The following is a 12,684-nucleotide window of genomic DNA, read 5'->3' as shown; positions in this document are numbered from 1 at the left end:
GTCATCAAATGAAAAAAATACATTATAAGAAACAGCATGCTATGTATTTTCTGGTTCCTGCAATGATTATCATATTATTTATATCGTATACATACGACAATGAATTAAGACAAGTCGTTGCCGAAAATTCCATCAACCAGGATGAACAGGAAACTGAAATAAAACCATTGGAACATGAGCAGATAGTACGGATGACAGATCGGTTTATGGATTTAATTTTACAGGATATTGATGAAAAGCACATGGTGCTGAATTACGAGTCAAAAGAGGAGCTATTGGAGGCATTTGAAGAGATTGCAGTAAAAGAAGTTGCCAAGCCGTACGTGGAATATTATTTCCATGAAAAGCAGGATGGCATGTATATTCTGCCGACGGAAGCACCTTCCTGGTTTATGGAAGAGAATGAGTATGATATGATTCAATTAGAGGAAAATAAAGTGAAGCTTGTACAGGACAATTTTTTGGAAATGTATGGAGCGTACAGCATAGAAATAGAATTTACTTATGAGAACGAATGGAAAATTACTGAAATCAAACATTTGTATTGATGCAAAAGGCAGTTGACACGATGTTCACGTTTACAGACTATTATAATAACCAGGTAAAACTATCGTTTGAGGATCATCCATTTTCAAAAGAGCCTAAACACGTATGGGTGATTTGCAGATATAAAAACAAGTGGCTTTTAACCAATCATAAAGAAAGAGGATTGGAATTCCCCGGCGGTAAAGTGGAAGAAGGCGAAACTGCAGAGCAGGCTGCCATCCGTGAGGTGGAAGAGGAAACCGGTGGACTGGTCAATCATATTCGCTACATTGGCCAGTATTTTGTTGACGGAAAGAGACAGGCAGTTGTGAAGAATGTGTACTATGCGATTGTTGATACGCTTGAGGTGAAAGACACCTACCATGAAACAAATGGACCTCACCTTTTAAAAAAAATTCCCAAAAATGTTAAAAACCTGGGAGTGTATAGTTTTCTAATGAAAGATAATGTGTTGAAATACAGTTTGCGTTTTATTGATGAAAATGATCTGTAAAACTCGCCTGCTCATTTTTAGCAGGCGAGTTTTTTAAGTGGAATGCTTCATAAGCCAGCCTTCTAATCTTTCCACCATTTTATACATGATGGCAGCAAAGATGGCGATCAGCACAAGGCTGGACAGAACGAGAGAAAAATCAAACACCTGGAATCCATAGATAATTAAATAACCGAGTCCGTTTTTTGCTACGAGAAATTCGCCAACTATGACGCCTACCCAGGAAAGGCCAACATTTACTTTTAACGTCGAAATCATGGCAGGAAGTGTAGCCGGGAATATAGCTTCTTTAAAGGATTGCCACCTTGTTGCTCCAAAACTGATAAGTACTTTCTCATAATTGGGATCCACTTCATTAAAGGCAGAGTAAACGACCAATGTTGTAATGATGATACATATAATTGCTCCCATCGTAATAATGGATATATAGCCGGTTCCGAGTGCAACAATCAGGATCGGACCAAGGGCTACTTTCGGCATGGCATTGAGAATGACCAGGTAGGGGTCCATAATTTTGGCAAACCGCTTTGATGACCAGAGCGAAATCGCAATGATAATTCCGCCGATTGTTCCAATGAAAAAGCCTGCAATAGTCTCAAACAGTGTTATTTGCACATGGGTCAGCATGGATCCTTCGCTGAGGCTTGAAATAATGACGTTAAAAACCTGCGTGGGAGAACTGAATATAAGCGGGTCAATCCAATACAGCCTGCTGGCGCTCTCCCATAAGACAATAAAGCCGATGAGAATCGCAATTTGCCAGCTGATGACAATCCTTTTCTCTTTTTTTAACGAGTTTTTATATTCCTGAAAAAGCTGCTGATCATTTTTGGATGTCATTATTTGTGTTCACCACCTTTTCAGTTACCGGGTCATTTTCTTCGTTCTCCAGTTCTTTCCAAATCTTATCAAACAAAATTTGAAATTTAGGATGACGCCTGACATAAAAAGGTGTCTCGTTTCGCAATTCGATGGGCACATTAAACGTTTTCGAGATTGTGCCCGGGTTGGCATCCATGACAAAAATTTTATCACTCATGGCGATTGCCTCTCCGATATCATGAGTTACCAGAATAGTTGTTTTGTTGTATGTTTTTAATAGCTGGGAAACGAGTTCTTCCAGTTTCAGTTTTGTTTGGTAATCCAGGGCGGAAAATGGTTCATCCAGAAGTAATATTTTCGGGTCATTGATTAAAGTGCGGACTAAGGCAACCCGCTGGCGCATCCCTCCGGAAAGCGAGCCTGGATAGTTATTCGCGACATCGGGGAGACCAACTTCTTCCAGCAGTTTATTGGCCATTTCCTGGGAATCATCTCCAAGTGTTTTGGAAATTTTAGGTCCGAGCAGTACATTGTCAATAATTGTTTTCCAAGGAAATAAATAATCCTGCTGCAGCATATATCCAATCACCGTGTCCGAATCTTGGATGGGCTGATTTTGGAGAAGCACTTTGCCTGAAGTTTGTTTCATAATACCAGCAATAATGGATAGTATCGTTGATTTCCCGCAGCCGCTTGGACCCAACAGGGAGATGAATTCCCCTTCCCGGATGGATAGTGATACATCATCCAACGCCTTTGTAAATCCTTTTTTGGAAAAATAATGATGGGATACATGTGCTAATTGTAAAAATGACACGAAATCCCCTCCTTAGTTGTTGATAACATCCTCGGCTATTTCTTTATTAACGAGCTCTTCATACGGCACATCTTCCGGCAGTTCCCCAGCTTCATCCATAATATCTTTTAAGTTTTCCCATGCCTCTTCTTCCATTAATGGGGTTGGGGAAAAAGAGTCCTGTTCTTTGTACCTGTCAATGGATGCAGCAAGCATTTCCACTTCCGTATCTTCAAAGTAGGGGTGGATGGATTCGGCAATGGTTTCTGCACTGTTTTCCTGTACCCATTGTTGTGCTTTAAAAATAGCGCGAGTAAATTTTTCAATCGTTTCCTGATCTTCATCTATCATGCTCTGTTTTGCCATAAAGACGGTATAAGGGACTTTCCCTGACTCCTCACCGAAGGAAGCGATTATATGGCCATCTCCATCTTTTTCAAAGGTGCTGGCAGTTGGCTCAAAGAGCTGTACGTATTCTGCATCCCCGGTTTGAAAAGCGCCCGGGATATTGGCAAAATCAATGTTCTGCTGCAGATCCAAATCCTGATGTGGATCAATGTCATGATTTTTCAGCACATATTCACCAACCATCTGCGGCATGCCGCCTACCCGCTGGCCAAGGAATTTACTGTCTTTAAGATCATCCCATGTGAAGTCCGGCTTAGGTTCCTTGGCAACAAGGAATGTGCCATCCGTTTGGGTGAGCTGGGCAAAATTAATGGCGTAGTCTCTGGAGTCCTGCGCATACACATAGATCGACGTTTCCGAGCCGACCAGGGCAATATCCACGCCATCGGATAACAGCGTTGTCATGGTGGTGTCACCGCCCCAAGTTGTCTGCAATTCCACATCCAACCCTTCCTCTTCAAAGAAACCTTCTTCCAAGGCGACATATTGCGGTGCATAAAATACAGATCGCGTTACTTCCGCCAGATCAATCGATGTTGTTTCACTCCCGGACTGACAAGCAGAAAGAAATAGGACAATACCGAGAAAGAAGATAACAATATAGTTTCTCATACTTTCGTTCCTTTCTGTATTAGGTGTTATTGATTACATCCCAGTTTATGCACGTGATATAAATGTGTGAATGCCTAGGGACAGGGGGAGGGTTTGAACGAATGTGCTGGAAATCCGGCGTGATTTTTGGGTGCTGTTCATTACTTTGAAAGGTGAAATATAAGGGGTGGCTTGATGTTGGCAAATCATGAAGAACGTTGATGAAGGACCAAATAGTTTCATTACCTTAATGGGGTTTCAGAGTGTGGTGTGGCTAAATAAGTCCATCATCGTTTGGGTGAAGAACAAAACTGATCCGAATGAACGCGGCTAGTCCTTCATCGTGTGTATGAAGGACAAAATCCAGTTGAATGAGCCTTGAAAAGATCTTCATCGTGTGAATGAAGGACAAAATGCAGTTGGATGAGCCCAGAAAAGATCTTCATCGTGTGAATGAAGGACAAAATGCAGTTGGATGAGCCCAGAAAAGATCTTCATCGTGAGCATGAAGAACAAATTCCAGTTGGATGAGTCCTGAAAAGATCTTCATCGTGTGTATGAAGGACAAAACCGAGTTGGATGAGCCTTGAAAAGATCTTCATCGTGAGCATGAAGGACAAAATGCAGTTGGATGAGCCCAGAAAAGATCTTCATCGTGTGTATGAAGGACAAAATGCAGTTGGATGAGCCCAGAAAAGATCTTCATCGTGTGTATGAAGGACAAAATCCAGTTGAATGAGCCTTGAAAAGATCTTCATCCCGTGAATGAAGGACAAAATGCAGTTGAATAGTCACACAAAAAGTCCATCATCCATGGCATCTGGGGCATGCCGCCTACCCCATGAAGGACAATACGCAAGAATATAGTTGAAGTAAGAATCTCCTCTCTCATGAAGAACTTTACTCTATGAAAAATTTATAAAAATCTCCGCTGGAGTAAATAATTTAACAAGCTTGTGTGTGTACAAAAGTTAAAATCACACTGAATCCCTGTTTCAATAGAATTTATAAATTAAAACATACTAAGATTAGTGGGTAAGATCATCGACGGGTGACTTTACCCACTATTTTCTTTTTTAAGATATAGTGAGAAGTGAAAGAAAGCCCGGATGAAGCCTCGAGGATCATGAATCCGAATATAAAACCGGGCTTCTTCACTTTCATTTTTGAATCAGGTTTAAGTATGTTGGGGCCGATGAGCTCGTGTAAAGGAAATTGGAATCGAAATGAATAGGTGAAGAACTTTCATACAAACAGAAGAAAGAGGTAGTAAAATGGGAACAGTAATGGCTTTAGATGTTTCGATGGGGAAAAGCTATAAAGTTGTTTACAACGATCAAAATTGTCTTTCTGAAGGAGAAATAATACATAATCAAGCTGGTTTTGAGGAGCTAATAAACGAGATCCGTAATCTGCCTGAAGATTTAATACTTGTTTTTAAATCTGCTGGCATTTACTCCAAGCCTGTAGAAACATTTTGCCAAAAAAATCAGTTGCGTTATTGCTTATTAAACCCACTTGCGGCAAAAAAACAATTAGAACAAGGTACGTTACGAAGTTGGAAGACAGACAAGAATGATGCCCATAAATTGGCACAAGTTCATCAACAGAATGATCGACCAGTAAAAATACACCAACCGGATATCTATCATGAAATACGTGATTTATCTCGCTTTTACCAAGAAATAGAAGAGAATATAAAGCGCACACGGATGTACCTGCATAATGCATTACAATTAAGCTTCCCAGAGCTTGAGCGATTCTTTTCAAGGAGAGTTACACCATACGCCTTGACGCTCATTGCTTTATTTCCGCATCCCGAATTCGTGTTAGAAACGAGTAAAACGAAAACCTTTTGATAAAAAGTACCACCAAAAAGATATCCGAGAATCGCGCAAAACAAAAAGCAGTTGAAATTATAGAATACGCAAAAGAGTCTTATCCAGCTGTATCTTCAAACAGCATACAAACCCAAAAAGTTCAATATTACGCAAGTCAACTTCTTCAACTATTGGAGGAAAAAGAGAATATCTCAAAACAAATGATGGAGAAAGCCAAACAACTTCCAGAGTTTGAACTACTCATAAGTTTTCCAGGTATAGGTGAAATTAGTGCAGCACTTTTCATTGGCGAAGTTGGAGACATTTCAAGATTCTTAAATCATAAGAAAGTCAACGCCTTTATCGGGATTGATATTCGAAGATATCAATCAGGAAAGTATGCGGGCCAAGATCATATTAACAAGCGTGGGAATCCGAAAGGAAGGAAAGTCTTATATTTCATTGTTCGAAACATGATTCGCCAACAAAAAGCTGCACCAAATTACATTGTTGATTACTATTATAAATTTAAAAAACAACCTCATCCTAAAAAGGACAAGGTTGCAGTAATAGCTTGCATGAACAAACTACTAAAGTGTATTTATTCCATGGTCAGGAACAATACAAAGTACGATTACTTGCACACGGTCTCTAAGGACCAATAATTCACTTAGATTATAACATATATATTCCCTCAAAAAAGTTGAATGCTTGAGGTTTATTTACTATGTTTAAATATTTCGTATCAAACAGCATTTAAATATATGATAAAAAGACTTGACTAATCGTAGGAATGAGGCTGGGACATAACTATAACGTCTAGAAGAAATTCCGAACAAATCATGGTGATAGAGTATCACCGGCCGCTCCGGGAATACACTTCGCTTTCACCACGGGCACAAGTGCGACATCTAATCAAACTCCCGTTGGTCGTTTTCTTAGTGTCTTCTTTGCCGCAGGCGGCTGATGAGCCTCCTTGCCCCGACAAGGGGTATGCCGACGTTGCCCGCAAAGGGTGTTTTTAGTCGGCCTTCATTAATGTTGCCCTGCGGGGTCTCATCGATGCCTTTTATCCTGCTGGACAAGTAAAGCTTCGGCAGCATTACATCTTCGTGAGAAAATGCATAGCATTTTCAAGGAGTCTCCGTATATTCCCGGAGCTGGGCAAGTCGTTTGTTTGGTTTTTTCCAATAAAATTAGTTATGTCCCAGCCTCTGGTTCCGTAAGTTAAAAGGGGTGTGTAAAATATCTCTTTCCCTTTATCCTTTATAGATAGGTCCAGCTTCTCTGATTTCCTGGCTAGCCTGGTCAAACTTTTTAAAGTTCTCATGGAATTTCATGGCTAGGGAAGTGGCTGCTTCATAGTATGCTTCTTCATCATCCCATGCATTTCTTGGTACGAGTACTTCATCCGGAACGCCGGGGACATGTATTGGAATTTCCAGGCCAAATACATCATCTGTTGTTGTTTCGGCCGTATTCAGTTCACCCTCAAGTGCTGAATGTACCATGGCACGGGTATAGGACAATTTCATTCTGCGGCCAATCCCATAAGAGCCTCCAGTCCAGCCAGTGTTAACTAAAAACACGTTAGAGTTGTAGGAATCAATTTTTTCCCCAAGCATCTTCGCATAAGTGGAAGGAGCAAGCGGCAGGAACGGTGCCCCAAAACAAGCTGAAAACGTTGCTTCCGGTTCTGTTACTCCACGTTCTGTTCCAGCGAGCTTACTTGTATATCCGCTGAGGAAATGATACATTGCCTGTTCTTTCGTCAACTTACTGATCGGCGGCAATGTGCCTGAAGCATCCGCTGTTAAAAAGATAATTGTATTTGGGTGCCCAGCAATACTTGGACTGACAATGTTATCCATGTTTTCCAATGGATATGCAGCCCTGGTATTTTCCGTTAAGGATGTATCGTCATAATCCGGCAGTCTGCTGTCATCATCCAGGACGACATTCTCGAGCACAGACCCAAAACGGATTGCATCGAAAATCTGTGGTTCCTTTTCCTGAGACAGGTTAATACATTTTGCATAACATCCGCCTTCAATGTTGAAGACGCCGTTCGGACTCCATCCATGTTCGTCATCTCCGATAAGCCGGCGGTATGGATCAGCGGACAGGGTAGTTTTTCCTGTGCCGGATAAGCCGAAGAATAAGGCAACATCTCCTTCATGCCCCACATTGGCAGAGCAGTGCATGGACATAACGTCGTTCTGTGGCAGGAGGTAGTTCATGACGGAGAAGATGGATTTTTTAATCTCCCCGGCGTATTCTGTCCCGCCGATTAGTACGACACGTTTTTTAAAGGAAATAATAATAAATGTCTCCGAGTTGGTTCCATCCACTTCCGGGTCTGCCTGGAAATCCGGTGCAGAAATAACCGTAAATTCAGATTGATGGTTTTTCAGTTCTTCTTCTGTAGGTACAATAAACAGCTGGCGGGCAAATAAATTATGCCAGGCAAATTCATTAATTACCTGGATCGGGAGCCGGTATTTCGCATCCGCACCTGCAAAGCCATTGAACTCGTAAAGGGTGTCTTTTTCGCTCAAGTAGTCGATTACTTTATGATACAGCTTATCAAAAGAAGCCTCATCGATAGGTTGGTTGACAGGTCCCCAATCGATCTTTTTATCCGTTTCGTTATCCCGTACAATAAATTTATCCTTGGGGGAACGGCCGGTATATTTTCCGGTTGTTGAACGAACCGCTCCGGTTGCTGTCAGTAACCCTTCATCCCGTTCTAAGATTTCTTCTACTAAACCAGGGACAGACAAATTACGTTTTAAATTTTTATGAGCATGTAAATTTTCTATCATCGTTTTCATTTGAGATACCTGCCTTCTTGATAAAATATGTAAATACCAATGCTGGTTTTCATGAATCTGTTTATTAGTATAACACATTTAAATAAATAATCCATACTAATTATCATATTAATTTATAAAAAATAAGTGTCAAATTTGTTGCAGGAATTAATTTGTGAAAAACGATCCCTTTCCTATATAACAGTATAACATTATTCGCCGTCATATAGCATTAATTTTTAAGATTGAACGATTAATCAAGTTTCCATAAATACAGTTCCATTGGTGTTTTTATTGACAATCCCCCGTGTTTTCGTTAATCTGTCTTTGAGCGGATACTCTCTTATTCAGAGTTGGTGGAGGGACAGCCCCGATGAAGCCCAGCAACCGTCACATTTGTGAAATGGTGCTAACCTGGTGCAAGGAATTTTCCTTGAACAATAAGAGCGAAAGGCCACACCCTTTCCTCATACATGCAGGAAAGGCTTTTTTGTTTAGGGTAAAACCTTGATTTGGGCAGTTGACTGGTGGTATGGAATAAATAGTGGATCCGGATTATTGAATAGTGTAATTTCCTACCTCTGACTTACTTCTACATATGCACCCCAAATCAACTTAAGCATATAGTAATGGAGTTCCGTAACAAATGATAAGGGAGAGAGCCTTATGGCTGCTAATCGTCGTTTATTCACATCAGAATCAGTAACAGAAGGCCATCCGGATAAAATTGCCGATCAGATCTCGGATGCTATTCTGGATGAAATTTTAAAAAAGGATCCGTACGCACGGGTAGCTTGTGAAACAACTGTAACAACTGGTCTTGTATTGGTGTCCGGTGAAATATCAACGAGTACTTACGTAGATATTCCTGCAATCGTACGCCAGACCATTAAGGATATAGGATATACACGGGCGAAATTCGGGTTTGATGCGGAAACCTGTGCTGTTTTAACCGCAATTGATGAACAATCCGTGGATATTGCCGGTGGGGTGGATACAGCCCTGGAGGCCCGGAAAGGAAAAATGAGCGAAGAGGACATTGATTCCATTGGAGCCGGGGATCAGGGGATGATGTTTGGCTTTGCATGTGATGAGACAGAAGAATTGATGCCACTTCCGATTTCCCTGGCACACAAAATGTCCAAACGACTTTCCGATGTACGTAAAGATAAGACGCTTGGCTATTTACGTCCGGACGGGAAGACCCAGGTAACTGTGGAGTATGATGAACATGACCAGCCTGCACGTGTGGATACTATCGTCATTTCTACTCAGCATCATCAGGATATAACGACGGAACAAATAGAAAAAGATATTAAAGAACACGTCATTCGTCCAGTGGTGCCGGAACAATTGCTCGATGAATCCACCAAATATTTTATTAATCCAACAGGGCGATTTGTGATTGGTGGACCACAGGGAGACGCGGGGCTGACAGGCCGAAAAATAATTGTGGATACTTATGGTGGCTATGCAAGGCATGGCGGTGGGGCATTCAGTGGAAAGGATTCCACCAAAGTGGACCGATCTGCAGCATATGCTGCCCGCTATGTAGCTAAAAATATTGTTGCTGCAGGTCTTGCAAAAACTTGTGAAGTGCAGCTTGCATATGCGATTGGAGTAGCGGAGCCGGTATCAATTGCAATCAACACTTTCGGCACCGGTTTGGTGAGTGAAGAAGAATTGGTGCGGGCAGTCAGAAAACTGTTTGACCTGCGCCCGGCCGGAATTATCCGCATGCTGGATCTGCAGAAGCCGATCTTCAGAAACACGTCTGCATACGGACACTTTGGCAGAACGGATTTGAGTTTTCCATGGGAGAAAACAGATAAAGTGGAAGAATTAAAAGCACTAACCGAGAAGTAAAAAAACTGCCTGGAACCGGAGTTTCCGGAACCAGGCATTATTTTATCCGTTATGCTTGTTAAGCATTTCCTGTGAATATTCCTCCGACTTTCCAACAGGTATACTGAGACTTGTCCAGTTTTCATTTTTAATCTCTTTACCAATATAAACAATCTGGCCGACATGATACGAATAATGGGAGAGCTGTCTTTCTATTGCTTCAATGACAGCGTGCTTTTCCCCGCGGATTGTAACGGTTTCCAAAAGGTTTTCTTCCTTTAACGAATCAATGGCATCAAACAGAACGTTCCAGCCTTTATTCCAAGCGTCCATAATATCTGTCTTTGATAAAAATGTATCGATAAATTCCTCATCTCGCAGGCGATTATGTTTTTCACCGTCACTCTTTAAAAAGTCCGTCCACCTGGAAATCATATTCCCGCTCATATGCTTTACAATAATTGCTATATTGTTCGAAGTATCATTGGCAGACCAGTGCAATTCTTCATTTGTTAATTGCTCCATAGTTTTATCTCCCAGTTGTTTTACACTGGCAAACCTGCTATGAATGGCATTTATATATACTTTACCTATCGTCATAAAAAAATCCTTTCTTGCTCAAACTACAAATCGGTATGATCACGGTAATAATTACATTTTTCCACATAGGATTTAATGACGCGGTCCATCTCCGCATAATCCTTTTCCGTCAGTTCACGGACCACTTTAGCCGGTCTTCCCATGGCCATCGTATGGGGAGGGATCTTTTTTCCGGGTGGTACGAGACTTCCTGCACCTACAAAGGCACTTTCACCAACTTCTGCACCATCCAATATAATTGATCCCATCCCAATAAGAGAATTTTTCCGTATGATGGACGAATGCAGAGTAACCTGGTGGCCAATTGCCACATCATCTTCCAAAATCAGTGGATTATCCGGACTCTGATGGAGCATGGAAAGGTCCTGTACACTAACCCTTTTTCCAATGATGGTAGGAGCAATGTCCCCGCGAATAACTGTGTTGAACCAGATGTTGGATAATTCGTCAATTTTTACGTCTCCTATAATAGTTGCGTTATGTGCTACAAAAACGGACTCATGAATTTCCGGCTCGTAGCCTTTGTATGAATGAATCATTTGCATCCCCCTGTGACATGATGGTATATAGAATATAGTATAGCAAAAAATAGAAAAGAACGGTTGCAGAACGGAGGAAATAAATTGACTGCCCCTGTCCCAGGAAATGCAGCCACACTCATGGCTGCTGTTTATCGAAAAATTTTACCAGCAGTAAGGAAAGAGCTCGCCTACTGGAAAACTCGCGCTGAAGCTATTCCAAATGAAGAGCTGCGAACACAGGCGCTTGCCAGTATGGCTTCCAAACGGTTTCACTGCCAGGGGGGTTCCGTCTATGCACTTCTTGCCGGGCAACAGTGGAGGGAAGCCATCCGTTTCATTGTTGCTTATCAGACAATCAGTGATTACCTGGATAATCTATGTGACCGCAGCACCTCTTTGGACCCGGATGATTTCAGGTTGCTGCACCACTCCATGCGAAATGCACTAACACCGGGAAGTGACCAGGAAAATTATTATGCATTGCGGGAAGACCAGGATGATGGTAACTATTTAAGTGAATTGGCTGCAACCTGTCAGGAAATGTTGCGCAATGTAAAAAACTATAGTCATATTCAGGAGCATGTCTGGAGACTTGAAGGGCTATATGAAGACTTACAAGTACATAAGCATGTCAGGCAGGATGAGCGCATTCCGCGTTTAAGGTATTGGTTTGATAAAGAGAATGATCCGGAGTTGGATTTAACCTGGTATGAATTCTCTGCAGCAGCTGGATCTACGCTGGGAATTTTTTGCCTGGTTAGTTACGCGATGGGCGGGAAAATGACTGAGAAGCGAGCTGAAGCTATTTATAAAGCCTATTTTCCTTATATACAGGGATTGCATATTTTACTGGATTATTATATCGATCAGGAAGAGGATAAAACAGAAGGGGATTTGAATTTTTGTAATTACTACCCGAATCAGGACAGGTTGAAAGCGAGGTTTCTCCATTTTATAGAACAGGCGAATAAACAAGTGCAGACCTTGCCTGACCGTCATTTTCATGAAATGGTTCACCAGGGGCTGGTTGGGCTGTATTTGGGAGATCGAAAGCTAAAAAGAGTGGATGCTTCCCGTGATATGAAAAAAGTGTTATTGCAGCGAAGTGGATTTAAATCGAAATTTTTTCATTGGAATACAAGGGCGTATTATCGATTGGGGAAATGATTTAAAAGTTATATCAGGCCAGGGATTGGAGAAATATGAGCGTTTTATTTGAGGTTTTGAATGAATTTCCCTGGCTATGAGCGCTTCTCCCGAGTTATGAGCGGTTTCCTGGTTTTATGAGCGATTTCCTGGAATTATGAGCGAATCCCTCTAGTTTATGGGCGGTTTCCTGGAATTATGAGCGGATCCCACTAGTTTATGGGCGGTTTCCTGGAATTATGAGCGATTTCCTGGAGTTATGAGCGGAATCCAGAATTTATGA

12 protein-coding genes and 1 riboswitch are annotated in these 12,684 nt (G+C 41.5%); of the genes, 6 read left to right on the top strand and 6 right to left on the bottom strand.

The window, feature by feature from the left end:
• Window positions 1-8 precede the first annotated feature (8 nt).
• Both ACZ42C_RS07620 and ytkD read left to right on the top strand, forming a co-directional pair.
• Window positions 9-548: a hypothetical protein gene (locus ACZ42C_RS07620; protein WP_461182430.1), complete on the top strand. Its 540-nt coding sequence runs from the start codon at window positions 9-11 to the stop codon at window positions 546-548.
• A gap of 20 nt (window positions 549-568) precedes the next feature.
• A complete protein-coding gene (gene ytkD, locus ACZ42C_RS07615) occupies window positions 569-1,039 on the top strand; it encodes an RNA deprotection pyrophosphohydrolase (RefSeq protein WP_461182429.1) in 471 nt (156 codons plus the stop codon).
• Window positions 1,040-1,072: 33 nt separating this feature from the next.
• On the opposite strand, the gene ACZ42C_RS07610 is transcribed toward ytkD, so the two are convergent.
• Genes ACZ42C_RS07610 through ACZ42C_RS07600 form a run of 3 tightly spaced genes read right to left on the bottom strand, consistent with a single transcriptional unit; the run spans window position 1,073 to window position 3,677 of the window.
• Window positions 1,073-1,879, bottom strand: a complete 807-nt coding sequence (locus ACZ42C_RS07610) for an ABC transporter permease (RefSeq protein ID WP_461182428.1) — start codon at window positions 1,877-1,879, stop codon at window positions 1,073-1,075.
• On the bottom strand, window positions 1,863-2,678 hold the full coding sequence (locus tag ACZ42C_RS07605) for an ABC transporter ATP-binding protein (protein WP_461182427.1): 816 nt from the start codon (window positions 2,676-2,678) through the stop codon (window positions 1,863-1,865). Before ACZ42C_RS07605 ends, ACZ42C_RS07610 begins: the two co-directional genes overlap by 17 nt.
• Window positions 2,679-2,690: 12 nt before the next feature.
• Window positions 2,691-3,677: an ABC transporter substrate-binding protein gene (locus ACZ42C_RS07600; protein WP_461182426.1), complete on the bottom strand. Its 987-nt coding sequence runs from the start codon at window positions 3,675-3,677 to the stop codon at window positions 2,691-2,693.
• Window positions 3,678-4,930: 1,253 nt separating this feature from the next.
• Here ACZ42C_RS07600 and ACZ42C_RS07595 point away from each other — a divergent pair.
• Window positions 4,931-5,515 (top strand): IS110 family transposase, encoded by a 585-nt coding sequence (locus ACZ42C_RS07595; protein WP_461182425.1) that lies wholly within the window; start codon window positions 4,931-4,933, stop codon window positions 5,513-5,515.
• Entirely contained in the window at window positions 5,512-6,141 is a 630-nt protein-coding gene (locus ACZ42C_RS07590) for a transposase (RefSeq protein WP_461182424.1), read from the top strand. Before ACZ42C_RS07595 ends, ACZ42C_RS07590 begins: the two co-directional genes overlap by 4 nt.
• A 594-nt stretch (window positions 6,142-6,735) precedes the next feature.
• Here ACZ42C_RS07590 and pckA read toward each other — a convergent pair.
• Window positions 6,736-8,310, bottom strand: coding sequence for a phosphoenolpyruvate carboxykinase (ATP) (gene pckA, locus ACZ42C_RS07585; protein ID WP_461182423.1), 1,575 nt, complete (start codon window positions 8,308-8,310; stop codon window positions 6,736-6,738).
• Window positions 8,311-8,629: 319 nt separating this feature from the next.
• Window positions 8,630-8,736: riboswitch (SAM riboswitch) on the top strand.
• Window positions 8,737-8,955: 219 nt separating this feature from the next.
• Between pckA and metK the strand changes: the two genes are divergently transcribed.
• Window positions 8,956-10,155, top strand: coding sequence for a methionine adenosyltransferase (gene metK, locus ACZ42C_RS07580; RefSeq protein ID WP_461182422.1), 1,200 nt, complete (start codon window positions 8,956-8,958; stop codon window positions 10,153-10,155).
• A gap of 42 nt (window positions 10,156-10,197) precedes the next feature.
• Here the strand turns inward: metK and ACZ42C_RS07575 are convergent, their stop codons facing one another.
• Together ACZ42C_RS07575 and ACZ42C_RS07570 are read right to left on the bottom strand one after the other, a co-directional pair.
• Window positions 10,198-10,734, bottom strand: coding sequence for a DUF1572 family protein (locus ACZ42C_RS07575; RefSeq protein ID WP_461182421.1), 537 nt, complete (start codon window positions 10,732-10,734; stop codon window positions 10,198-10,200).
• A 23-nt stretch (window positions 10,735-10,757) separates the two neighbouring features.
• Entirely contained in the window at window positions 10,758-11,273 is a 516-nt protein-coding gene (locus ACZ42C_RS07570; RefSeq protein ID WP_461182420.1) for a gamma carbonic anhydrase, read from the bottom strand.
• 84 nt (window positions 11,274-11,357) lie between these two features.
• Between ACZ42C_RS07570 and ACZ42C_RS07565 the strand changes: the two genes are divergently transcribed.
• Window positions 11,358-12,422 carry a tetraprenyl-beta-curcumene synthase family protein gene (locus ACZ42C_RS07565; RefSeq protein WP_461182419.1) on the top strand — a complete coding sequence of 355 codons (1,065 nt, stop codon included), beginning with the start codon at window positions 11,358-11,360 and terminating at the stop codon, window positions 12,420-12,422.
• Window positions 12,423-12,684: the final 262 nt, after the last annotated feature.

The organism is Virgibacillus kimchii, from assembly GCF_055379185.1.
This window is presented reverse-complemented; position numbering and strand designations above follow the sequence as displayed.

Excerpts from the sequence above, each read along its gene's own strand:
- ACZ42C_RS07620 (WP_461182430.1), top strand. The coding sequence starts at position 9 with ATGAAAAAAATACATTATAAGAAACAGCATGCTATGTATTTTCTGGTT.
- ytkD (WP_461182429.1), top strand. The coding sequence starts at position 569 with ATGTTCACGTTTACAGACTATTATAATAACCAGGTAAAACTATCGTTT.
- ACZ42C_RS07610 (WP_461182428.1), bottom strand. The coding sequence starts at position 1,879 with ATGACATCCAAAAATGATCAGCAGCTTTTTCAGGAATATAAAAACTCG.
- ACZ42C_RS07600 (WP_461182426.1), bottom strand. The coding sequence starts at position 3,677 with ATGAGAAACTATATTGTTATCTTCTTTCTCGGTATTGTCCTATTTCTT.
- ACZ42C_RS07595 (WP_461182425.1), top strand. The coding sequence starts at position 4,931 with ATGGGAACAGTAATGGCTTTAGATGTTTCGATGGGGAAAAGCTATAAA.
- pckA (WP_461182423.1), bottom strand. The coding sequence starts at position 8,310 with ATGAAAACGATGATAGAAAATTTACATGCTCATAAAAATTTAAAACGT.
- metK (WP_461182422.1), top strand. The coding sequence starts at position 8,956 with ATGGCTGCTAATCGTCGTTTATTCACATCAGAATCAGTAACAGAAGGC.
- ACZ42C_RS07575 (WP_461182421.1), bottom strand. The coding sequence starts at position 10,734 with ATGACGATAGGTAAAGTATATATAAATGCCATTCATAGCAGGTTTGCC.
- ACZ42C_RS07570 (WP_461182420.1), bottom strand. The coding sequence starts at position 11,273 with ATGATTCATTCATACAAAGGCTACGAGCCGGAAATTCATGAGTCCGTT.